This is a genomic window from Lactobacillus helsingborgensis, assembly GCF_003173695.1.
Classification (GTDB): Bacteria; Bacillota; Bacilli; order Lactobacillales; family Lactobacillaceae; genus Lactobacillus; species Lactobacillus helsingborgensis.
The window spans coordinates 595,026-616,817 of the sequence record NZ_CP029544.1 but is presented as its reverse complement, the minus strand read 5'-3'; the positions used below and the strand labels follow the sequence as shown (position 1 = coordinate 616,817).

20 protein-coding genes are annotated in these 21,792 nt (G+C 37.2%); 2 read left to right on the top strand and 18 right to left on the bottom strand.

Annotated features, from left to right (window positions below; all coding sequences use genetic code 11):
• Positions 1 to 13 precede the first annotated feature (13 nt).
• The 15 genes from rny to DLD54_RS03030 all read right to left on the bottom strand — a co-directional run bounded on the left by rny (position 14) and on the right by DLD54_RS03030 (position 17,218).
• Complete coding sequence (rny, locus tag DLD54_RS03100) at positions 14 to 1,645, bottom strand: ribonuclease Y (RefSeq protein WP_109918183.1); 1,632 nt, start codon at positions 1,643 to 1,645, stop codon at positions 14 to 16.
• A gap of 131 nt (positions 1,646 to 1,776) precedes the next feature.
• Positions 1,777 to 2,889: a recombinase RecA gene (gene recA / locus DLD54_RS03095; protein WP_109918182.1), complete on the bottom strand. Its 1,113-nt coding sequence runs from the start codon at positions 2,887 to 2,889 to the stop codon at positions 1,777 to 1,779.
• Between the two features lie 143 nt (positions 2,890 to 3,032).
• Positions 3,033 to 3,698, bottom strand: coding sequence for an ABC transporter permease (locus DLD54_RS03090; RefSeq protein ID WP_109918181.1), 666 nt, complete (start codon positions 3,696 to 3,698; stop codon positions 3,033 to 3,035).
• Positions 3,698 to 4,633 carry an osmoprotectant ABC transporter substrate-binding protein gene (locus DLD54_RS03085; protein ID WP_038521872.1) on the bottom strand — a complete coding sequence of 312 codons (936 nt, stop codon included), beginning with the start codon at positions 4,631 to 4,633 and terminating at the stop codon, positions 3,698 to 3,700. Before DLD54_RS03085 ends, DLD54_RS03090 begins: the two co-directional genes overlap by 1 nt.
• A 13-nt stretch (positions 4,634 to 4,646) precedes the next feature.
• Positions 4,647 to 5,270: an ABC transporter permease gene (locus DLD54_RS03080; RefSeq protein ID WP_038521870.1), complete on the bottom strand. Its 624-nt coding sequence runs from the start codon at positions 5,268 to 5,270 to the stop codon at positions 4,647 to 4,649.
• Position 5,271: 1 nt separating this feature from the next.
• Positions 5,272 to 6,450, bottom strand: a complete 1,179-nt coding sequence (locus tag DLD54_RS03075) for an ABC transporter ATP-binding protein (protein WP_038521867.1) — start codon at positions 6,448 to 6,450, stop codon at positions 5,272 to 5,274.
• Positions 6,451 to 6,609: 159 nt separating this feature from the next.
• On the bottom strand, positions 6,610 to 7,170 hold the full coding sequence (gene pgsA / locus DLD54_RS03070) for a CDP-diacylglycerol--glycerol-3-phosphate 3-phosphatidyltransferase (protein WP_109918180.1): 561 nt from the start codon (positions 7,168 to 7,170) through the stop codon (positions 6,610 to 6,612).
• Positions 7,171 to 7,197: 27 nt separating this feature from the next.
• A complete protein-coding gene (locus DLD54_RS03065) occupies positions 7,198 to 8,316 on the bottom strand; it encodes a helix-turn-helix domain-containing protein (RefSeq protein WP_109918179.1) in 1,119 nt (372 codons plus the stop codon).
• 65 nt (positions 8,317 to 8,381) lie between these two features.
• A complete protein-coding gene (gene ymfI, locus DLD54_RS03060) occupies positions 8,382 to 9,110 on the bottom strand; it encodes an elongation factor P 5-aminopentanone reductase (protein ID WP_046326908.1) in 729 nt (242 codons plus the stop codon).
• A gap of 177 nt (positions 9,111 to 9,287) precedes the next feature.
• Positions 9,288 to 11,747: an FtsK/SpoIIIE family DNA translocase gene (locus tag DLD54_RS03055; protein WP_109918178.1), complete on the bottom strand. Its 2,460-nt coding sequence runs from the start codon at positions 11,745 to 11,747 to the stop codon at positions 9,288 to 9,290.
• A 19-nt stretch (positions 11,748 to 11,766) separates the two neighbouring features.
• On the bottom strand, positions 11,767 to 12,159 hold the full coding sequence (locus DLD54_RS03050) for a DUF1149 family protein (RefSeq protein ID WP_038521853.1): 393 nt from the start codon (positions 12,157 to 12,159) through the stop codon (positions 11,767 to 11,769).
• A 1-nt stretch (position 12,160) separates the two neighbouring features.
• On the bottom strand, positions 12,161 to 12,718 hold the full coding sequence (locus DLD54_RS03045; protein WP_038521850.1) for a tRNA (cytidine(34)-2'-O)-methyltransferase: 558 nt from the start codon (positions 12,716 to 12,718) through the stop codon (positions 12,161 to 12,163).
• 42 nt (positions 12,719 to 12,760) lie between these two features.
• The gene (locus tag DLD54_RS03040; protein WP_109918177.1) at positions 12,761 to 13,987 is read right to left on the bottom strand and encodes an AI-2E family transporter; all 1,227 of its coding nucleotides are present in this window, start codon (positions 13,985 to 13,987) and stop codon (positions 12,761 to 12,763) included.
• Positions 13,988 to 14,000: 13 nt separating this feature from the next.
• Entirely contained in the window at positions 14,001 to 14,381 is a 381-nt protein-coding gene (locus DLD54_RS03035; RefSeq protein WP_038521847.1) for a PTS glucitol/sorbitol transporter subunit IIA, read from the bottom strand.
• Between the two features lie 80 nt (positions 14,382 to 14,461).
• Positions 14,462 to 17,218, bottom strand: a complete 2,757-nt coding sequence (locus DLD54_RS03030; RefSeq protein WP_109918176.1) for a cation-translocating P-type ATPase — start codon at positions 17,216 to 17,218, stop codon at positions 14,462 to 14,464.
• Positions 17,219 to 17,388: 170 nt separating this feature from the next.
• On the opposite strand from DLD54_RS03030, the gene DLD54_RS03025 reads away from it, so the two are divergent.
• Entirely contained in the window at positions 17,389 to 18,420 is a 1,032-nt protein-coding gene (locus DLD54_RS03025) for a lactonase family protein (RefSeq protein WP_109918175.1), read from the top strand.
• A gap of 47 nt (positions 18,421 to 18,467) precedes the next feature.
• On the opposite strand, the gene DLD54_RS03020 is transcribed toward DLD54_RS03025, so the two are convergent.
• The 3 genes from DLD54_RS03020 to yjbM are packed head-to-tail and all read right to left on the bottom strand — an operon-like array spanning position 18,468 to position 20,783.
• Complete coding sequence (locus tag DLD54_RS03020; RefSeq protein ID WP_109918174.1) at positions 18,468 to 19,361, bottom strand: RluA family pseudouridine synthase; 894 nt, start codon at positions 19,359 to 19,361, stop codon at positions 18,468 to 18,470.
• Positions 19,348 to 20,154 carry an NAD kinase gene (locus DLD54_RS03015; protein WP_109918173.1) on the bottom strand — a complete coding sequence of 269 codons (807 nt, stop codon included), beginning with the start codon at positions 20,152 to 20,154 and terminating at the stop codon, positions 19,348 to 19,350. The genes DLD54_RS03020 and DLD54_RS03015 overlap by 14 nt, the downstream gene beginning before the upstream one ends.
• Complete coding sequence (gene yjbM, locus DLD54_RS03010; RefSeq protein WP_038521832.1) at positions 20,154 to 20,783, bottom strand: GTP diphosphokinase; 630 nt, start codon at positions 20,781 to 20,783, stop codon at positions 20,154 to 20,156. The genes DLD54_RS03015 and yjbM overlap by 1 nt, the downstream gene beginning before the upstream one ends.
• A gap of 365 nt (positions 20,784 to 21,148) precedes the next feature.
• On the opposite strand from yjbM, the gene DLD54_RS03005 reads away from it, so the two are divergent.
• Complete coding sequence (locus tag DLD54_RS03005; RefSeq protein ID WP_109918172.1) at positions 21,149 to 21,772, top strand: CYTH domain-containing protein; 624 nt, start codon at positions 21,149 to 21,151, stop codon at positions 21,770 to 21,772.
• Positions 21,773 to 21,792: the final 20 nt, after the last annotated feature.

Genomic DNA, 21,792 nt, shown 5'->3' with positions numbered 1-21,792 from the left:
CAATCCTTTTTCTTTATTTTGCAATTGATACAGCACGTTTTTCACGAATAACTGTTATTTTAATATTACCTGGGTAATCAAGTTCTTTTTCAATCTGATTACGAATATCACGTGCTAAAACTGTAATGCGATCGTCTGAAATCTTATCGGGTTCAACCATCACCCGTACTTCTCGCCCAGCTTGAATAGCGTATGCCTGTTTAACTCCATCATACCTATTTGCTATTTGCTCAAGGTCAGTCAGTCTTCTAATGTAATTCTCCAAACTTTCACTTCTGGCACCAGGTCTTGCAGAAGAAATCGTATCTGCTGCCACTACCAATTCAGCAATAAATGATAATTTAGGCACATCCCCGTGATGCGCCGCAATTGCATTAACAACCACATCCGGCTCATGATATTTTCTTGTCAATTCCACACCTATTTCTACGTGTGAACCTTCAATATCATGGTCGACTGCTTTTCCAATATCGTGTAATAATCCCGCGCGAACCGCTAATTTTTCATTTAATCCAAGCTCCGCAGCCATTGTTCCAGCTAACTTTGCAACTTCAATTGAGTGTCCCAATACATTTTGACCATAAGATGTCCGGTATTTGAGCCTACCCAATATTTTAACCAACTCAGGATTCATTTTATGAATCCCTAACTCCATTAGAGCGCTTTCGCCCGCTTCGTAAATGTCATCATTAACTTCTTTACGAGCCTTATCAACTGTCTCTTCAATTCTAGCCGGATGAATTCGTCCGTCTTTAATCAGGCGTTCCATTGCCCTTTTAGCAATTTCACGCCTAATCGCATCAAAACCGCTTAGTGTTACAACTTTAGGAGTATCATCAATTATTAAATCTACTCCTGTGAGTGCTTCAAATGATCTAATATTGCGTCCTTCACGACCAATAATTCGACCCTTCATTTCTTCATTAGGTAAATCTACCACTGATACTGTGGTTTCAGCCACTGTATCAGCTGAGCTGCTTTGAATAGCATCAATAATTATTTTACGAGCATAATGATCAGCCTTCGCTTTTACTTCTTCATTGCTGTTGCTAATCATTTCAGCCCGCTCTTTGACTAGCTCATCTGCTAATTGATTTAGAACCAGCTTTTTAGCCTGTTCCTTGTCTAAATGGGCTACTTCATAAAGCTTTTGCGTAGTCTGTTCAACTAATTCATCAGTTTTTTGTAATTTAGTGGTTAATTCAGTTTGCTTTTTTTCTAGCTGTTCGTCTTTTTTAGCTAAATCGTCCTCTTTTTCTTTTAGCAAAGAGTTCTTATGATCGAGAGTATCCTCTCTTTGTGTTAAACGATTTTGATCACGCGCAATTGTATCACGCTTATCGTTTAATTCATCTTCAACTTTTTGTCGGTAATCCTGAATTTGCTCTTGAGCTTCAAGAATCTTTTCTTTCTTTGTGTTTTGTGCACTTTGTTTTATAGCATCAGCCGCTTGCTTCTGTGCATTGACTTCAGCTTTTGCAGCATCAACTCGTGCTTTAGCTTCGCTTAAAATATGATCGGCATCGTTTTGGGCGTTCCGGGCTTTTTTCTCCCAAGCACTTTTACGGATAACATAACCAATAACTATGCCTAATATAATTGAAATAATAGCAATCGCGACGGGAATCAAAAATTTACTTGTCATGATTTCTATCGCCTTTTTTATTTTTTTAGATTATTCACACAATATTAATGATAAAGAACCACGGGGATTATGTCAAACGACAAGAAAAAACCTTAACTTGTTTTCACAAGTCAAGGTCTATTTCTTCAAAACTAATTGCTTTTGCTGTCGGCTTCTTTTTTAGCAGAAGCTTCCTTTTCTGTATTTGCAGCGTTTTTAGCTTTCTTCTCTTTTATTTTTTCTGGGTCTTCGCGCTCAGCAACTGATTCCTCGTCAATACCGTAGGCCTGACGAACCTGTTTCTGCACTTCATCATAAACTTCCGGATTATCTTCCAGATACTTTTTAGCGTTTTCGCGCCCTTGTCCAATTCGTTCATCGTTATATGAATACCATGAACCAGCCTTTGCGATAATGTCTTTGTCGGCTGCCATATCAAGAAGTTCACCACTTTGAGAGATACCTTTGCCGTACATCATATCAACTTCAGCAACTTTAAAAGGTGGAGCAACCTTATTTTTGACAACTTTAATTTTCACACGGTTACCGGTGATTTCTCCACCAGTTTGTTTAATCTTTTCGGCTCTTCTAATCTCTAAGCGAATAGTTGCGTAGAACTTAAGCGCACGACCACCAGGGGTAGTTTCAGGATTACCAAACATAATGCCGACTTTTTCACGAATTTGGTTAATAAAGATTGCAATAGTTTTAGTCTTATTGATATTACCAGAAAGTTTACGGAGGGCTTGGCTCATCAAACGAGCTTGCAGACCAACATGGCTATCGCCCATTTCTCCGTCAATTTCGGCTTGAGGTACAAGTGCTGCAACCGAATCAACAACTAAAATATCAATTGCGCCACTTGTAATTAAAGTATCAGCAATTTGCAATCCTTCTTCACCAGTATTGGGTTGAGATAAGATTAGTGAGTCAACATCAACGCCTAAAGCTTCGGCATATGCCGGATCCATGGCATTTTCAGCATCAATATAAGCAGCAGTTCCGCCTCTTTTTTGCACTTCAGCTACTGCATGTAGCGCAACAGTAGTTTTACCAGAAGACTCTGGTCCATATATTTCTACAATTCTACCCCGGGGATAGCCGCCAACACCCAAGGCTGCATCAAGAGCAAGCGAGCCTGAGGGAATAGTCGAAATCTTAGTATCGGCCTTATCGCCCATTCGCATAACGGCGCCTTTACCAAAATTTTTCTCAATTTTCTTAAGCGCATTTTCCAATGCGGCCTGTTTTTCATCTTTGGCCAAGACTTTGTCCTCCTCTAATTAGTTTCATTATTTTAGTACTTAATAATTATACTTTGCTTTAGTGTATATTTGCAAGGAAAAAGCGAACAAATGTTTAATATTTTTATTCACAATAATAATTACGCAAAATTTTCGGCCTTTTTTTAATTTATTTTCTTTAACCCTTTTGGTTGTAACAGTTTTTGGAGAAAATTCAAAATAATGTCAGCTAAAATCGCCATCAAGGCTGTAGGGAGAGCACCAGCTAATATAATTGCACTACCATTAGTGGCATTAGTACCACGAATAATAATATCACCTAATCCGCCAGCACCGACAAATGAACCAATTGATGTAATACCAATAGCAATTACCAGCGCATTTTTTAAACCGGCTATTATCACAGACATCGATAAAGGCAAGCGTACCATATAAAGTAACTGAAATTTAGTCATGCCCATTCCTTTTCCTGAATCAATGACGTTCTTGTTGACGTTACTCATGCCAGTATAAGTGTTTTTAATTATGGGCAAAAGTGAATAAAGCGTCACTGTGACAATCACAGTCATAACGCCTAACCCTAAACCAATCATGACAATAGATAAGAGAGCAAGGGAAGGAATGGTTTGGATAAAGTTGGCAATTCCAACCACAAAATCACCTAAATGACCATTACGAGAGATAAAAATCCCAACAGGAATACCGATCACCGCAGCAAATAGAACACCGTAAATTGAAATTAAAAAAGTGCGATTAAATTGTGCTAATACGTAACTGCCATTATGGGCGTAATAATAAATAAATTGTTGCCATAAAGATAAATGAGACATTATTTCTCCCCCCTAAAGTAATTATGCTTTACCAAGAACTGGTGAGCTACAGTAGCTGGTTCAAGCAGTTTATCATCTACTTGGTAATTCATTTTACGAATATCATGCACACTTACATTTCCAACCAAGCGTTTCAGTATTGGTTTTAATTCAGGGTGCTGCCTTAATATATAATTATTAATTAACATGCCACAATTATATGGGGGAAAGAAATGTTTATCATCTTTTAACAAGTGCAGGTGATAACTGTCGATGCGACCATCCGTAGAATAACCCAAGATGACATCCATTTTGCCACTCTTTAAAGCAGAATATACCAAGCCAATATTCATAGGATGAGCTTTAGTAAAAGTAATGCCATAGGCCGTTTGAAATGCAGGATAACCCACACCGGGAGCATTGATCCACTCAGAAGCTATACCAACAGAAAACTTATCTTTGACCTTTTTTAAATCAGAAATTTTGTAAAGGTGATATTTCTTTTGGTCTTTGGCTCTCACCATAAAAGCATAATTATTTGCAAAGCCATAGGTGTGTAAATAAGTTTGATCCCATCTTTTCTTTACTTCCCGTCTGACAGTGTTATTTGCTTTTTGAGAATCTTTAATTGCCGGTAACAATAGATTGGCAGTTAGTTCGCCACCATCGTAAGCGGCAGCTTGTATATCAGCATCATGACGATATAAAGCTTGATGCTGCATTGGTGCAGAGCCCAAATTATTAACTATTGAGGTTTTATATGATGTTTCGTGTTCAATAAGTTGCGCAATGATATTGGCCATAACTTGAGATTCGGTGGTAGTAAGTGCCGTTATTCTGATATTTTCTTGACTGCCTTCACTATCAGAAAGACCGGGTAATCCACATGCACTCGTGGTTATCATTATTAAAAAGGCAGTAATCATCACTAATATTTTTTGCAAATATCTTTTCATGATTAGCACCTCCCTATATTCCCTTTGGCGTTAGTTTACGTTCAAGTTTACCTAATAGATAATCTGTTAACAGGGCTAAAATAATTACAGGAATAGTACCCCCAAAAATTAGGTCAGTTTGATATAGACTAAGTCCGTTAAAAATAAAGTCGCCCAAACCACCTGCTCCAATATATGAAGCAAGAGTAGCCCATGCAATAACATAAATAGCAGAGAGTCTGATTCCCGCCATAATGACAGGCATTGCTAAAGGAATATCAACTTTTAAAATTAATTGCATATTAGTCATACCTAAACCCCGGGCAGAATCTATCGTATCTTGATTTACCCCGGTGAGACCAACATAAGTATTACGTAAAATAGGCATTAGACTATACAAAAAAAGTGCTATTATTGCTGGCAAGCGCCCTACACCAAAGAAAGGAATCATCATTGCCAGAAGTGCCAGAGCCGGAATGGTTTGTAACATACTAGCAATAGCAATTACTATTTTAGCTACTCGCGGAAATTTCATTAAAATAATACTTAAGGGAATAGCAACAATTATTCCCAAAGCTAAAGAAATGGCAGAAATGTATATTTGCTGCCACGTTTTGACTAATAGTTCCGAACCATGTTGTACAAAAAAGGCAGACATATTATTTCGCCTCTTTTTCTGATTGCTGTTTTAATGGGCTTTTATCTCCCCATATCTTTTCATAAACTACGTTAACTAAACTTGAGCGGGTCACAATACCAACTAATTTTTTATCTGAATTAATGACAGGTATATAACTCTTGTTCCGACTCATAATGCGACTGAAGTTATCACGCAAATATTCTTCAGGTCCTACTGTACTTAGTTTGGTTATTAAAATATCACTAACACTATTTGTTGGGGAATAGTTACGTTGAAGATCATCAATTGAAATATAGCCCTTTAAATGATCATCATGATCTACTACCAAAAGAGTGTCCACACGATTTTCTTTCATCATCGTCAAAGCATCAGCCAATGAAGCACCCAAATCAATTTTTGTCGGATTAGTTAACATCACGTTTTTGACTTTAACAGTTTCGTATTTTGCTTCTGATAAACGTTCTTTACCAATTAAGCTTTTGACATATTCATTTGCTGGGTGATGCAATATTTGATCCGGTGTTCCTACTTGTACCAGCTCTCCATCGTGTAATACAACTACCTTAGTAGCTAACTTTAAAGCCTCATCCATATCATGAGTTACAAAAACAATTGTTTTGCCTAATTGCATTTGCAAGCTTTGCACCAAATTTTGCAAACTCTCTCGTGTTATAGGATCCAAAGCTCCAAAAGGCTCATCCATTAAGATTAAATTTTGATTAGCTGCAAGTGCACGAACTACACCAATTCTTTGTTGCTGCCCACCAGAAAGTTCAGTTGGATAACGATCCAAATATGATTCTGGTAATTCAGCCATTTTGATTAATTTTTTAGCTTCGTCATTCAACTTTTCTTTAGGCCACTTCAACAATTTAGGAACTAGAACTATGTTTTCTTTGATCGTCATATGTGGCATTAGGCCATTATTTTGAATCACATAACCAATGTGACGTCTTAAATTGACGGGATTAAAACTTTTGACATTTTTTCCGTTAACAAGTACTTCACCTTTAGTTACACTGTTCATGCGATTAATCATTCGCATCAAAGTAGTCTTTCCTGAACCAGAGGTGCCAATCAGGCAGCAAAAATCACCCTGATCAATTTCAAAACTAATATGATTAACAGCTGGATTCTTCATCTTAGGATATATTTTGGACACATCCTTAAATTCAACCACTGGTATTTTTTCTACCATAAAATTTCCCCCTTCTTCAATATTCTTTTAATTTAATCCTAACAATTAATTTACGCTTAAGCAATCACCTTTCGTCTTAACAGCAGAGTATGATCCTGAATTCATGCAAAAAAACACTAACATGGTTAGTGTTTTTTTAATATTTAATTTTTACTTAATTTACATGGAGCCATCAAAAACATCCCATGAGCTGTGGAAATAATCCCAACCAGAGTAAATAGTAAAGATCAAAGCTATGTAAAGCAAGATTGTGCCAATATTATAGATATCACCAATTAATAGAAAAATGATGGATAACATTTGGCAAGTAGTTTTTATTTTACCGGGCATAGCAGCTGCCATAACTTGCCCTTTGTTTTCTGCTAATATCAGTCGTAAGCCAGTAACAGCCAACTCGCGACAAACAATAATAGCTATCACCCATGCTGGAGCTAATTTCAAGGAAATTAACATGATAAAAGCTGTCATGGTAAGCATTTTGTCTGCCAGCGGATCAGCAAATTTACCGAAATTAGTAACCAAATTGCGTGATCTGGCAATGTGGCCATCAAACCAATCAGTTGCTGAAGCAACTGCAAAAACAATAGCAGCAATAATTAATTTCCAGTAGATAGTTTTCCCAGCAAATTGAAAACTGGCATTACCACCGAAAATAACAATTAACATAAAGACTGGTATTAGCAAAATTCTAAAAACCGTCAACTTATTAGGCAAATTCATTCTTAACTTTTCCTCCCACTATAATAACTATTCATTACGATCATTTCCATCAGATGAATTATTTCCAGAATGACCGCTATTAGTATTGGTATTTTGGTTGTTATTCGTCTGATTATTTTCGTGATTTGATTGATTATTATTCTGGTTATTTTGGTTAGTTTGATTGTTTTGTTGACCACTTGTTGAACCAGAATTATTAGTGCTGCTGCCGTTATTATGGTTGGTAGTAGACTGATTATGTTCTTGACTTTGGTTAGTTGAACTATTATGTTCAGAATTATGATTTGTGGTACCAGAATTATTTTGATTCTGCTGCGTTTGGTTAGTTTGACTATTAGTTCTCTTACCAATATAGAAAGTTAGAGCAAGATTTGAACTTTGAGCGTTATATGGTACTTTTCTGCCACCAATTGTAATAGACGTACTTAGCGCGTTACTAAAAGTCACAACCACTGTTTGTGCTGTTTCAGGAATTCTCAACGTGTGCTTTTGACCCGCAGTCAAAGTTTGACTACTTTGGTTAACTCCGTTCATTGCTATTGAAACAGTAGTTGCCTGATTACCAGCACGCACAACTAAGTTACGATTATTTTTTAAACCAGTAATCTGATATTGATTTGTAGCTAATTCTTTAATTTTAACAGTCTTCTTTTTAATTTTTTTAGTCTTATGATGACGTTTGCCATTATCAGAAGAAACTGTTACATCGTTAGCAGCATTATTATTGTCATTGCGACTGGATGAAAAATGGGCATAGACAACATAGCAGACTAGAATAACGACAACAATTCCTAACCCAACGATAATCCGCGGAAGGTAATCTTGCCAGATCTTTTTCTTACTATTGGTTGTCTTGCTAACTTCTTCGCTTTTATTATCAATTGAATCTTCAACAAACTCATCTGGCTCAGATTTAGGAATATCATCATGATATTCACTTAAAAGCTTTTTGCCATCTAATCCAACTATTTGAGCATATTGCCTGATAAAAGCTCTTACGTAAAAATCACCAGGAAGTTTATCAAAATCATTTTGCTCAATTGCCGTCAGATATCTGCCTTGAATCTTGGTTGCTTTTTCAATGTCTTCAATTGAAAGTCCCTTTGCCTCTCTGGCACTGCGTAATTTATCTCCGATATCTGCCATAGTTACCTCTTTAAATCTATAATTTACTCTTTGAGTATAACATATACTCAATATTATTTTTATATTTAAATAAGCCAGCCGCCGCTGACGTAAATTGTCTGCCCAGTTAAATAGCTGGATTGGGCATCAAGTAGCGTTTTAACCCAATAAGAAATATCTTTGCCTTCAGCTAACCTGCCAGCTGGTATTTCGCCTTTAACTTCTTCCATTGCTTCAGGAGCGAGCATTGAATTCATTGCAGTATTCACAGCTCCCGGGGCAACGACATTAACAGTTAAATTAGCTGAAGCGACTTCACGGGCATAAGCTTGTGCAAAACGAGCAAGCCCAGCCTTAGAAGTGCTATAAACTGCCTCCATAGCACTCCCTGAGCCACCATAAACAGAGCCCAGAAATACAATTCGACTATAATCATTTTTAATCAAAGCTGGCTCAAGCAGCCCAATTAATTTAACCGGCACAGTCAAATTGACTTGTAAAATTTCATCAACTCTCGTCAAAGATTGACTGCTGACAAAGTTATAATCTGTAATACCCTGAGCAAAAACAGCGGCATTAACTGGTAAAAGCCCGTTAACAAATTCTTTTAATTCGTCATTTTTAGCCAGAAAATTAAGTTTGACAGGAATAAAATCCTGCTGGGGATATTTACGACTTAATTTTTGAGCTATTGTGCAGGCTTTTTGCCAATTTTGACTGCAATGGACATAAAGTGACCAACCAGCACTGGCCAAGTCTGTGCATATTGCCTGACCAATCCCACCAGTTGCACCAAATACTATCGCTCGTTGCAATTACAACATTCCTTTTAAACTTATTTTTATGAATTCAGATTTTGAAGATGACCGCACAGCAGTAAATGTCTGTCATTATAGAACAAAATCAGTTATGCATTCATATTCGATTTTATTTTACCATTATTTTTTTGTAAATTTGAACTATTAAAACGAGTCAATAAACTTTCTTAAAAATTAGTCCTGTTCGCCTTCTTTTTTAGGTGGTAACAATACTTGACGTGGTTTAGAGCCTTCAGATGGACCTACTACGCCCTTTTCTTCCATAGCATCGACTATTCTGGCAGCACGGTTATAGCCAATACGGAATCTCCTTTGTAAAAGAGAGACACTGGCAGTTTGCTGCCGTCTAACCAGGTCAACGGCTTGATCATAAAATTCATCTTCAGGTTCTTCTTCTTTATTTTCAGAGGTTTCTTGACCCTTTTGCGGAATCATTCCCTTGTCATACTCCGGCTTTTGCTGCTTTTTGACCCATGAAATTACATTTTCAACTTCATGAGAAGAAACAAACGCCCCTTGAATACGTTCAGGCTTTGAAGCACCAACAGGCATATAGAGCATATCTCCTCTGCCCAGCAATTTTTCAGCACCAGTTTGATCCAAAATAGTTCGTGAATCAATTCCACTTGAAACTGCAAAAGAGATACGTGAAGGGACATTTGCTTTAATCAATCCGGTAATGACGTCCACACTTGGCCTTTGCGTTGCCAAAATCATGTGAATACCGGCAGCACGAGCCATTTGCCCTAAACGTACAATAGCACCTTCAACATCACGGCCACCAACCATCATTAAGTCACTAAGTTCGTCAACTACAACCAAAATATAAGGTAGAGGTTTCATAGCCGGCTTTGACTTATCTTGATTATTTAGACGCACTTTTTCATTATATTCGCTCATATTACGGGCGCCACCAGCTGCAAAAAGCTTATAACGGCGTTCCATTTCTTTGACAGCTTTACTTAGTGCATTTGCCGCAAGTTTGGCATCCGTCACAACCGGAATTAATAAATGGGGCACCCCATTGTAAACAGAAAGTTCAACCATTTTAGGGTCAATTAAAATCAGTTTGACCTGATCTGGTAATGCCTTCATCAAAATGCTGGTTAAAATGGTGTTTATGGCTACGGATTTTCCAGATCCGGTCGAACCGGCAATTAAAAGATGGGGCATTTTAGTCAAATCAGCAGAAATAGTCTGACCACTTACGTCTTTACCTAAAGGCACCTGCATTGGATCCTTTTTAGCCTTCCTGTCTTGACTTTGCATAACATCTTTAAATGCCACCACTGAAGTATTTTTGTTTGGCACTTCTATACCAATATAGGGCTTACCCGGTATAGGTGCTTCTATTCTAATATCTTTGGCGGCCAAGGCCAGTGCCAAATCGTCAGCTAAATTGACTATACGACTAACCTTGACACCAACCGCAGGCTGAACCTCATAACGCGTAATTGTTGGACCTAAAATTGCCCTTTTGATAATTACCTTAACGCCAAAACTCTTAAATGTTGATTGTAAAGTTTGCGTATTTTGACGAATAAGAGCTTTATCAGTACTTTGATCAATATTTCTCACATTGTCTAGCAAGTTTAGCGGTGGCTTTTGGTAATCTGCACTTACTTCTTGCTCTTTATTAAATTCGCCATGATCAACAGCTTCTAAATCCTGCTTGAGTTTTTGATCTTCTGCAATAAATGAATGAGAGCGTGGTAATTTAGTAGCACTTTTTACTGGTTCCTGATGAGGTTGCTTCTTAGCAATATTATTTTGGCTGGCAACTTGTATCTGCGGCTCTACTGGCTCATGTTCAGGAACATCATCAAATTCAGCACTGCCGGAATCAAAATCATTTACACCAGTTGCAGCAGCACTTTTTTCAGTTGGAAAATTATCAACTGAAAAGTCTTCTACGTCGGGAAAAATTGTTGAATTATCAGAAAGCGGATCACGCAAATTGCGCGCATTTTCTTGTTCTTTCTTTTGTTCCTGTTTTTCCTTTAATAAACTGTACTTGTCTTTTATCTTAGAACCAGCTGCTTTATTCTTGTTTATAAAAAGTTGGCTGAAGGATTGAAACTTCTTGATCAGCGTAGCAAATTTAACGTCAAAAAACATCAAGATGCCACTAGGAATTAGCAAAACGGCGATAATTCTGAGACCAATATGCCCCAGCAGCGGATAAAATATTTGATAGCACAATGCTCCAATTATGCCGCCGCCCACAGATTTAGTCACTGCTATTCTGCTAAACTCTGCTGCCATTTCATGCCAAAAAGCATTCATAAAAGCATTATTTACCAATTCATGTTCAAAAAAGAGGCTACTTTGAATCAGCAAAAAACCTAAAATAGCTAAAAATAGGCCACAGCTGCGCTTAAATTTAAAATGCATTGGCTTGTTATAAATAAGCATCACCAAACCAAAAATAATGCAAATTCCAGCGGCAAGTAAATAAGAATCGCCAAAAAAGAGCCGAAACACATTGGCAATTTGCTTTCCTAACATTCCAAATTTAGCAAAAGCTAAGACAGCAATAATAATTTGAGCAAGTCCAATAATTGCCCACATGAGCCCATTGGTCTGTTTCTTGTTGGCGACTTTGGTATTTTTTCTCCTTTTCTTTCTAGGCATGATCTTACCAGTTCACAACTTAAAAATTAGCTTTGAAGTTCAAATTAACTGGTTTATCAAGAGTAATCTGAGTAACTTCATAAGTTAAAGTTTCAATGTATTCAACTAGGGGACGGCTAAGAAGCTGGTAATCAGCCTTACCGAGATCGCTCCCATCGCCAAAGTAATCTTTTATTTTGACAATCTGACTAATCATGCCACTAACTGCAAATTCTCCTGGTGCTGGTGCAACATCGAAAACAACGGTAACGTCAAAATAACTGCCATCTACACCAGCGTCAGTTGTACCATCTTCATTTTGCTTTTCGACTTTTTTAAGACCAAAGTTCACCTGATCCTTGACTTCAGGTTCTTCATTAATGTCATAATGGAAATTTTTAACCAAAACAGGAGTTTCTTTTTCAAAATCCATCTTATTTTCCTCCTAAATTGCGTTCATAGCGTTCAGGGCGATTATAGCTGTCCTTCAACTTATCATTTTCATAATGATGAGAAGTTTCCAAATTAGGAAAACCTTGCTGCCGCAAAGCTTCAAGTAAAACAATTGCCACTGAATTAGCTAGATTATAGCAACGAATATTATTGGACATCGGGATGCGCAAATTGCGTTCATAATATTCTCGCATAAACGTTTCTGGTAAACCAGTAGTTTCTTTGCCAAATACAAAATAATAATTTTTTGCGGGATCAGTATAATCAACTTGCGCGTAATTTTTAGATGAAAACTTGGAAATAAGGTACATTTCATCATTGGGGCCAAGTTGATTTAAAAAAGCGTTAAGATCATCATGTAGCCGAACATCTACTTTATCCCAGTAGTCTAGTCCGGCCCGTTTCATCTTTTTATTATCAATTTGAAACCCAAGGGGCTCAATCAGGTCAAGAACAGTATTAGTTCCAGCACATGTTCGGGCAATATTACCTGTATTTGCAGGCATTAGTGGTTCATATAAAACTACGTGATTTGTCAATCTCTTTCTTCTCCTTAACCAAAAATTCACTAAAAACCGAATTTATTTTTTAGACTTTTTTTCAGCTTGATCGCCGTTGACACTTTTGTCGTTATCAGAAATCACTGGTACAGTTTCTTCGACCTCATCTTCTCTAAAAACTTGTGAAACTTTACGATAGTAATTATACACACGTAAAATAATGATTTTTAAAATAGCATAAATTGGGATACCAAAGATGACGCCCCAAAGTCCCCAAACAGAACTTGAACCTATTAATAATAAAATAGTGGTTACCGGGTGCATCTCCATCTTGTTTCCCATTACCAAAGGACTAATAACCCTTGATTCAATGGTTTGTTCGATTGCAAAAACAACCAAAACTTTAATTACCATTGGTACAGAAAGCATGATAGCAATCACGATTACAGGTATAAAGGAAATAAAAGTACCAAAATATGGAATAAGGTTAAGAATACCGCTTAAAACTGCAAGGGCAATGCCGTACGGCAGGCCAATAATACTGTAACCAATGGCAAACATGACTCCGACCCAAAAGGCAACAGTAAGCTGTCCCCTAATATAAGATGCCAGTGCAGTATTAATATCGTAAAGAAGTTCGCCGAAACTTTTTTGCCAGCGCTTTGGAGCAAATTGCATTAAGTATGGACGCAAGTTATGAGCATCTTTTAACATGAAAAACAGAATAAAGGGTGCGGTAAGTAAAGTCATAACGATAATAGTCACTACACTAATTGCTGAAGAAATGTTGCTTAACGCCGCATTAACTGCCTCATGACCTGACTTAAAGAGCATATCTTGTGCACGATTAATAGCATCGTTAATGTTGCCCTTCACACTATGAAGCTGCGGATTGCTTAGTGCATCCTGCAAAGCGTTGGTCGCATCTTTCCAAATATGCGGCCAATGTACAATTAAAGAATTAATTTGACTTTGAACTATTGGTAGTAAAGTATTCACAATCCAAACCAATAAAATTGCCACTAGAATAAATAGTCCCAAGATTGTAATCAGTCTCGGCACCTTAAATTTCCGCTCTAAAATGTCTACCAGCGGATTCATAATATAAAATTGAATTAAAGCCAGCATCAGTGGTGGTAAAATTGCACTCACGAAAACTTTTGCCGGGTTCAGAACAAATGAAATTTTGTTGAATAACCAAATTACAAGGAAGAACAACAAAATATTTAGTAAAGCAATACTAAATCTGTTATTTAAAAACCATTTTTGAAAGATGGTTCTCTTTTTATGTTTTTTCTCGTAGTCCATCAAATCATCCTAATCAAATGTGTTCATATACAATATCATCGCCAATTTTAAATTCAGGTATTGTCTGCTTATCCTCTATTGTGAAATATACGGCATTTGCTAAAGGATTTTTAGACTTTTTCTGATTAAAAAATAATGTGACATGACCCAAAGCGCGCATATCACTGGTAACCATGGCACCGACAAAATCGGCCACATAGGTTTGACCATCAATTGTGATTGTATCGCCTTTTTTCATAATAAAACTAGCTAAAGGGGTTTGAGGATCGAATTTTTGAATAACGGAAACGTCTACCAGTTCTGGAGTAACATTTTCGCCAAATAAAATCACCATATTACCCTTAGGTTCAATAGCTTGTTTACCAATTTTTGTAATAGTTGCTGTCCACTTCATTTTTTGCTCTCCTTAAGCTCTAATTTTAGCATAACAAAAACCGCTTAACTAATATATAAGCGGTTTTCTTTGTGACTTCTTTATTTTTGATGGTATAAAAGCCATTTCTTTATTTCATCAATTATGACCAGCGGTACTGGTAAACAAAATAGGAATATCCAGTCAACAGGCAATAATCTAGTGGTATTAAATAACTGTTGCAGCCCTGGAGTAACCGTTAATAAAAAGAATAAAAGAATTTCGAAAAGGATCCCAAACCAAATACTCTTATTACTAAACAAGCCTTTTTTGAAAAGTGAAATCTTGTTTGTTCTACAGTTCAATACGTTGGCGATTTGCGTAAAAATGATTGCCCCTAATACCATAGTAGTAGCACGCATGTAAACTTGGCCGCTAGCGGCTAACGGATTTTGTGGCCATCCATTTTGAAAATTGACGAAGAAATAAGCTCCGACTGAAATCGCGCTGGAAATCAAACCATACCATAAAAATGCCTTGATAATGACGCTTCTATTAAGCAAGTGTTCGTTGCGCTGCCGCGGTGCTTGTTTCATAACATCGGGATCAACTGCTTCTTCTCCTAATCCCAATGCTGGAAGCATATCCGTTCCTAAATCAACTGTTAGAATCTGCATAACAGTCATTGGCAGTGGTATTGCACCTCCAGAAAACAGGAACAAGATTGAAGGAAAGGCCTCAGGTACATTTGAAGTTAAAATATAGGTCAAAAATTTGCGAATATTACTATAAACGGCTCTACCTTCTTCGATTGCGGCTACAATCGAAGCAAAGTTATCATCTGTTAGGATAATATTGGCCGCATCTTTAGCAACATCAGTACCCGACAAACCCATTGCAATACCAATATCCGCTTGTTTTAATGCAGGAGCATCATTAACTCCGTCACCGGTAGACGCGACTATTTCGCCATTCTCCTGCAATGTTTTAACAACTTTGTATTTTTGTTCAGGTGCAACTCTGGCAAAAATAACTTCGCCTTTTAAAGCCTCACGTAAATCAGCATCGCTCATAGACTCTAGTTCGTCACCAGAAATAACCCGAGCTTTATCAGAAGTTAGACCAATCTGCACTGCAACAGATTTTGCAGTTAATTTCGAGTCGCCCGTAACCATAATAATTTTGATTTTTGCTTCATGGCAACGTTTGACTGCATTGTATATCTCTGGACGTGGCGGATCGCTCATAGTGGTAAGTCCAACAAACACTAAATGCTGTTCAGCTGACTCGATGGTTAACTTAGTAACATCGGTATCTACTTTGTCAACAATTCTATAAGCCATCGCCATACTTCTTAATCCTTTAGCAGCATATTCAGCATTATATTGTTGAGCACGCTTCATATCATCAGGGGTCATTTCCCGAATTTTACCGTCAACCTGAACTTGATCACATTGTTTGATCACATCACTGAATGAGCCTTTAGTAAAAATAATATATTGGTGATCATTCCAGCGATGAATAGTAGACATCCGCTTTCTGTTAGAATCAAACGGTAACTCACGTAAGCGGGGGTATTTGACCAAAACCTTTTGCCGATCAAAGCCGGCTTTTTCAGCCATGATAATTAAAGAGGCCTCGGTAGGCGTTCCCAAAATCTTGGGCTTTCCACCCCTTACTTTACTTGGTTGAACAGCAGTATCATTATCTAAAGATGCAATTTGTACCAGTTTATGTAAATCTGGGTTTTCTTCGTACCAAAGCTGTTTATCGTTTAGTTCAATTTGCCCGTTATTCACATAACCATTACCAGTAACTCTATACTCATTTTTAAGAGTCCACAAATAGTGGATAGTCATTTGGTTTTGAGTTAAAGTTCCAGTTTTATCAGAACAAATAACCGTGGTTTCTCCCAGAGTTTCAACAGAGTTTAATTCCTTAACTATGGCATGCTTTTTAGCCATGCGCTTAACCCCTTGAGCCAAACTTAAAGTAACAGTTGGCAATAATCCTTCTGGGATAAACGCAACAATCATCCCTAAAGCAAAAATAAATGCTTTAGCAAACGGATATTTAACAAAGAAAATGGCAGCGATCAAAAAGACTATACCAATCGAAACAGCAATCAAGGATAACTGTTTAGTTAAGCGGTTGAGTTCCTGAGTCAAAGGACTATCTACCTTATTCTGCTTTTGTGTTAACTGAGCAATTTTACCAAATTCAGTATTCATTCCCGTGGCAAAAGCAATTGCACGTGCTGTCCCAGACCCAACAGTTGTGCCGGAGTAGACCAAGTCGGTCTCCGCATAGCTGCCTTCTCCAGGAGCATAATCCGTGGTCTTAGATTCTGGAACAGATTCACCATTTAAAGCACTTTGATCTACCTGCATGGAATTAGCAGTGATTAGTCTGGCATCAGCTGGAATAGCATTACCAGCTTGTAGAATGAAAACATCACCCGGAACTAATTCCTTAGCATCAATCTGTATTTTTTTGCCGTCACGTATGGCCTGAACATAGGTCGGTAACATATTATTCAAAGCATCTGTGGCTCTCTTAGCTGCTCGCTCCTGCCAGAAACTAAAGAGACCGTTAATAATATTAACCAGCCAGATTGCAATTCCCAGCTCTATTGTTCCGCTAAACATAGCAACTAAACCAGAAATCCATAATAAAATTGCCATCATACTGATGAAATTTTTAAAAAATGCTTTCCATTCTGATTCTTCTTGCGACTTTTTAATTTCGTTACGACCGTATTTTTCTAATCTTGCGGTTGCTTCTGCAGAGGTCAGACCTGCAGAAGATGAGTGAAGAATAGTATAAACTTCAGAAATATCATTCTTGGCATAAAGCTCCCGAATTTTATTTTCATCCATTTTCGACATACCTCTTAAATTCATATTTTTTTGTTGATAGTAACTAATATAACTGACAACATACTTTAACACTTTTTATATATGTTGAGCTGTTCAAAATTTTTACAATTGCATGTCATGCTATACTAATTATTGGAACAATTATAAATTAAATTGGAGGCTTTTCAAACATGAAATTATTAATTGGCGGGTATACCAAGAAAAGGGCCACAGGAATCTATGAATTGCCGCTTAAAAAAGAAGACGGCCTGGAAATGCAAATGGGGCCTGCTAAAGAAGTAATTAAGGTTGGTGGACCAACTTATTTCGTACAAGATGACAAATTCATCTTTACTATTAACAATGCTGGGGATAAAGGCGGTATTAGTTCATTTGAATTAGTCAATGGTCAATATACGCAAAAAGATTCATACTTGACCCCTGGTTCATCACCAGCTTATATCGGGATCAACAGAAACAAAAAGCTGCTTTATACAGCAAATTATCACACTGCTGTTCTGGCTGTCTTTTCTTACGATCAAGATGGTAGTTTGACCTATTTAGATTCAGTAACCCACACAGCTGACACACTTGGTCCTTGTTCAGAACAAGCAGATGGCCCCCACCCGCACTTTTTTGACGAAACCCCTCAAGGCAACCTAGTGAGTTGTGATTTAGGCAATGACTGTGTTGATTTTTATAGTTTCAATAACAACAAACTAAAACACTTGGCTAAATATCAAAATGAGCCGGGATTTGGGACCCGTCATATCGTTTTTAGCCCTGATGGTGGTTACTTTTACGTTGTGGGAGAGCTTTCAAGCAAGATCAATTTGGTAGCAATGGATGAAACTAACTGGCATTTTAAAAATATTGCCACCTATTCAACAATCCCCGCTGATTTTTCAGATCATAACGGTTCAGCAGCAATTAAAATTAGCCGAGATGGCAAATTTATTTATACTTCAAATCGGGGTCACGATACTATTACGGTTTTCGCCGTTAATGCTGATCACACCTTGCAATTACGGCAAAGAATTTCAACCTTTGGAGAATTTCCGCGTGACTTTAACTGGGATAAGAGCGAGAAATACGTGGTAGCTACTAATCAAAATACAGATAATGCTACTTTATATACTCGTGACGCAGAAAACGGCTGTCTCACCCCTATCCAAAAAGATATTTTTGTCCCTGAGGGTACACGCGTACTTTTCAGTGAATAATTTAGGAAAACAAAAAGGTTGTCTCTATTTAGAGACAGCCTTTTTTACTAACATTTTTTAAAACTATGCCACAATTTTCTCATATCAGATGCATCAGCAATCGCAATTTTTACTTTTTTGGCAGGATTAAAAGGATCAGGAAATTCTAAATAAAAGCAGCTTAGTGCCTGGCGGCTAAAATCATCTTCTATACCGTAAAAGGGGTCGCCAAAAAGAGGATGACCAATATATTGCATGTGTAGACGAATCTGATGCGTCCGCCCGGTAAATAAACGCAATTCAACTAAACTGACACCAGGTCGTTGTGCAATAACCTGATAAGCGGTTTTGGCTCTCTTGCCTTCAGGGTCAATAGAGCGCACTATTGCAGTTCCCTTCCGCCCAATTGGCTGATCAATTATGCCAGCAAGTTCATTTTGAGTAAAATTACCGTGAACTATTGCATGATATTTTTTGACAAAGTCTGTTTTAGGAATTTGACTAAAACGTGCATGGGCAATAGCATTTTTACCAATTAGAACTAAACCTGACGTATCGCGATCAAGGCGAGTAACAACATGCGGTTTGACACCACGCTCATTTTTTTGAGCAAAATAGCCTAAAACCTGATTAACAACTGCATTATCATCATAGCGTGAGGGTATGGATAAAATACCAGCCGGTTTATTAACCACTAAATAATTATCAGTTTCTTTAATAATATCCACTGGTTTTTGTGAAGGGACCAGCCAGGGATTATCCTTTTCTTTACCCGGCACGAAAATAACTTCATCACCGGTATGTAAAAGATAATTGGTATATCTTCTTTTGTGATTGACCAGCAATAAACCGCCAGCGTTTTTGGCATTATTGACAGCTCTTTTTGAAAAACCATTTTTCAATAAAAAAGCCCCTAATTTTTTGGGGGCTTTATCTTGTACCAAAACTTTAAATACTGTCATCTTCATCTCCAATAAAGGCACTCTGAACCCGTGACCAAAAATGAGTATGTCCAAAACGATCAAAGTGTATTTCTTTGCTAGAAATACGATAATCAATTCTCTTGGCATTACGGACATTGATGCGGCGCCCATCCACAGTCATGACAAAATGATCAGCCTTGGGCACTACTGTAATCCACTGCTCTGGCGCAAGTACAATGGGTGAAGATAGCGTTCTAAAAATACGATTATTGATAGAAGCTATTTCAGCCATTTGCAGCGCTTTTAACCGAGGATGGATCACCGCCCCGCCAATTGACTTGTTATAGCCGGTTGACCCAGTCGGCGTGGAAATACATAGACCATCACCCCGAAAATTTTCGAACAGCTGGTTATCTATATAAACCTTGGCTTCAAGTGTATGGGATATCCGTTTGACTGCAGATTCATTTAATGCCAAAAAGTGCTTTTTTTCGCCAGCTTCAGTCAGTAAATTTACATCAAGCAAAGGATAAGCGGCCGATTCTGGTTCTCGTAAAAACAGTGCATCCACCATCTTATCAACATCAGGGCCTTGCCAGTCAGTATAAAAACCGAGATGACCAGTATGAATGCCAATAAAACGAATTGAGCTTATTTGATTTTCATAACGATGAAAAGCATTAATTAGGGTCCCATCACCGCCAACAGTAATAACCACATCAGGGTATTTGGCATCAAAAACTACCCCTTTTTTCGTTTCTAATAATTTCCGCAAATGCGCTACCACTTTTAAAGTTTCTTGATTAGTGTTATGGGCAATTGTAATTCTCATTATTTTTCCTTACCCTTGTTTTTGGTAAAAACCTTCTGAGCCTCTTGCACTTCATCTTTAATTAAAGACATTTCTTCATCAAGTTTATAGGCTGTTTCTGCAGTGGATTTTAGCCTTTGGGAAATATCTTTGGGGTAAGAGCCTTGGTACTTATAATTTAAAGTATGCTCAACAGTTGCCCAAAAATTCATTGCCAAAGTTCTAATTTGTATTTCTGCCAACAATTTTTTTGATCCAGTAGGTAAATAGACAGTATATGAAATCACCATATGGTAAGAACGATAACCAGAAGGCTTAGCATTTTGAACATAATCTCGTTCTTCAATCACTTCCATATCATCCCGCTCATGGATTAAGTCTACTACTTTATATATATCATCTACAAATTGACAAACTATTCGTATCCCTGCTATATCCTGCATGTCAGTCTCAATCACATCCGGACTGATAACACGCCTTTGCATTTTTTCTTTAATTGAATCAACAGTTTTAACTCTGCCGACCACAAATTCGATCGGTGAATGTTCCCCTTGAGTCAAAAAACTTTGTCTCAAAGAACGAAACTTCACCTTTAATTCTCGCACGGCCTCATCATAAGGCCATAAAAAATTATCCCAATCAAAATTCATAGAAATAATTCCTTTCTCAACAGCATATCCATTTTAACATAAAATATATGATAGCAATTTCATAGGATTACCTTGTTTAAGCATTCTTGCCCTTTTTGAGCTATACACAACCCCAAAAACTTCTTTAGCCATAGGATTTATTCCTTGCACAATCAACCTTTTAAGATTATGATAAATTTATTAATTTTAGCAAATATGTACTCTTATAGCATTTCTATCAGAAATCTTATTAGAATAATAATTTGCTGAATACCTACTCGATTTATTTATTTTTTTCAGAGTTAAATTTTGAATTTTTGTAGTGAAGTGTACAAAATACTTTATAGACACTTTTTATATTTATAAAAAGAATGGAGTAAGTACTAATGGCAGAAAATACCGAGATAGAAGCAAAAATACTTTTACCACAAGAAATTTTCCAAAAGCTGTGTAGTGATTTTACAGTAAAAGAAAGTTTTAACCAAGAAAATTATTACTTTGATACCAGCAATAGATTACTCAAAAAAAGTAGAATCAGTTGCCGTATCCGTATTTTTTCTGATCGGGCTGAACAAACACTCAAAGTGCCTCATCAAAATCCATTGCAAAACAAATTTCATGAGGCGATTGAAATAAATGATAAGCTTTCGCTAAAAGAAGCCCAAGATTATGTTCAAAATGGTCTTAACAATCAGCACATTACCTTTAAATACAGCGCTGGTAAATATCTAAACCAGCACTTTGGTCAGAATCTGCAACTAGACTTGCAAACCTATAGTAAAACGCACCGCATACTTGCAAATGGTCCTGAAAATTGTGAACTGACCTTTGATGACAGTACCTATCCCGACGGCTATGAAGATTTTGAACTTGAAATAGAAAATACTAATCCTCAAACAATTAGCGTAGTTTTGGATAAGCTAAAGAAAGAATATGGTTTTACTCAAACCAAAAGCAATACCAATCGAGCAAAAATTGCACGCGCTTACATTCATCGTGTTAAAATATGATAGAGAAGGTATGTTTTTTG

Coding starts and splice junctions, on each gene's coding strand:
- rny (WP_109918183.1), bottom strand. CDS start 1,645: ATGACAAGTAAATTTTTGATTCCCGTCGCGATTGCTATTATTTCAATT.
- DLD54_RS03090 (WP_109918181.1), bottom strand. CDS start 3,698: ATGTCTCATTTATCTTTATGGCAACAATTTATTTATTATTACGCCCAT.
- DLD54_RS03085 (WP_038521872.1), bottom strand. CDS start 4,633: ATGAAAAGATATTTGCAAAAAATATTAGTGATGATTACTGCCTTTTTA.
- DLD54_RS03080 (WP_038521870.1), bottom strand. CDS start 5,270: ATGTCTGCCTTTTTTGTACAACATGGTTCGGAACTATTAGTCAAAACG.
- DLD54_RS03075 (WP_038521867.1), bottom strand. CDS start 6,450: ATGGTAGAAAAAATACCAGTGGTTGAATTTAAGGATGTGTCCAAAATA.
- pgsA (WP_109918180.1), bottom strand. CDS start 7,170: ATGAATTTGCCTAATAAGTTGACGGTTTTTAGAATTTTGCTAATACCA.
- DLD54_RS03065 (WP_109918179.1), bottom strand. CDS start 8,316: ATGGCAGATATCGGAGATAAATTACGCAGTGCCAGAGAGGCAAAGGGA.
- DLD54_RS03055 (WP_109918178.1), bottom strand. CDS start 11,747: ATGCCTAGAAAGAAAAGGAGAAAAAATACCAAAGTCGCCAACAAGAAA.
- DLD54_RS03050 (WP_038521853.1), bottom strand. CDS start 12,159: ATGGATTTTGAAAAAGAAACTCCTGTTTTGGTTAAAAATTTCCATTAT.
- DLD54_RS03040 (WP_109918177.1), bottom strand. CDS start 13,987: ATGGACTACGAGAAAAAACATAAAAAGAGAACCATCTTTCAAAAATGG.
- DLD54_RS03035 (WP_038521847.1), bottom strand. CDS start 14,381: ATGAAGTGGACAGCAACTATTACAAAAATTGGTAAACAAGCTATTGAA.
- DLD54_RS03030 (WP_109918176.1), bottom strand. CDS start 17,218: ATGGATGAAAATAAAATTCGGGAGCTTTATGCCAAGAATGATATTTCT.
- DLD54_RS03025 (WP_109918175.1), top strand. CDS start 17,389: ATGAAATTATTAATTGGCGGGTATACCAAGAAAAGGGCCACAGGAATC.
- DLD54_RS03020 (WP_109918174.1), bottom strand. CDS start 19,361: ATGACAGTATTTAAAGTTTTGGTACAAGATAAAGCCCCCAAAAAATTA.
- DLD54_RS03015 (WP_109918173.1), bottom strand. CDS start 20,154: ATGAGAATTACAATTGCCCATAACACTAATCAAGAAACTTTAAAAGTG.
- yjbM (WP_038521832.1), bottom strand. CDS start 20,783: ATGAATTTTGATTGGGATAATTTTTTATGGCCTTATGATGAGGCCGTG.
- DLD54_RS03005 (WP_109918172.1), top strand. CDS start 21,149: ATGGCAGAAAATACCGAGATAGAAGCAAAAATACTTTTACCACAAGAA.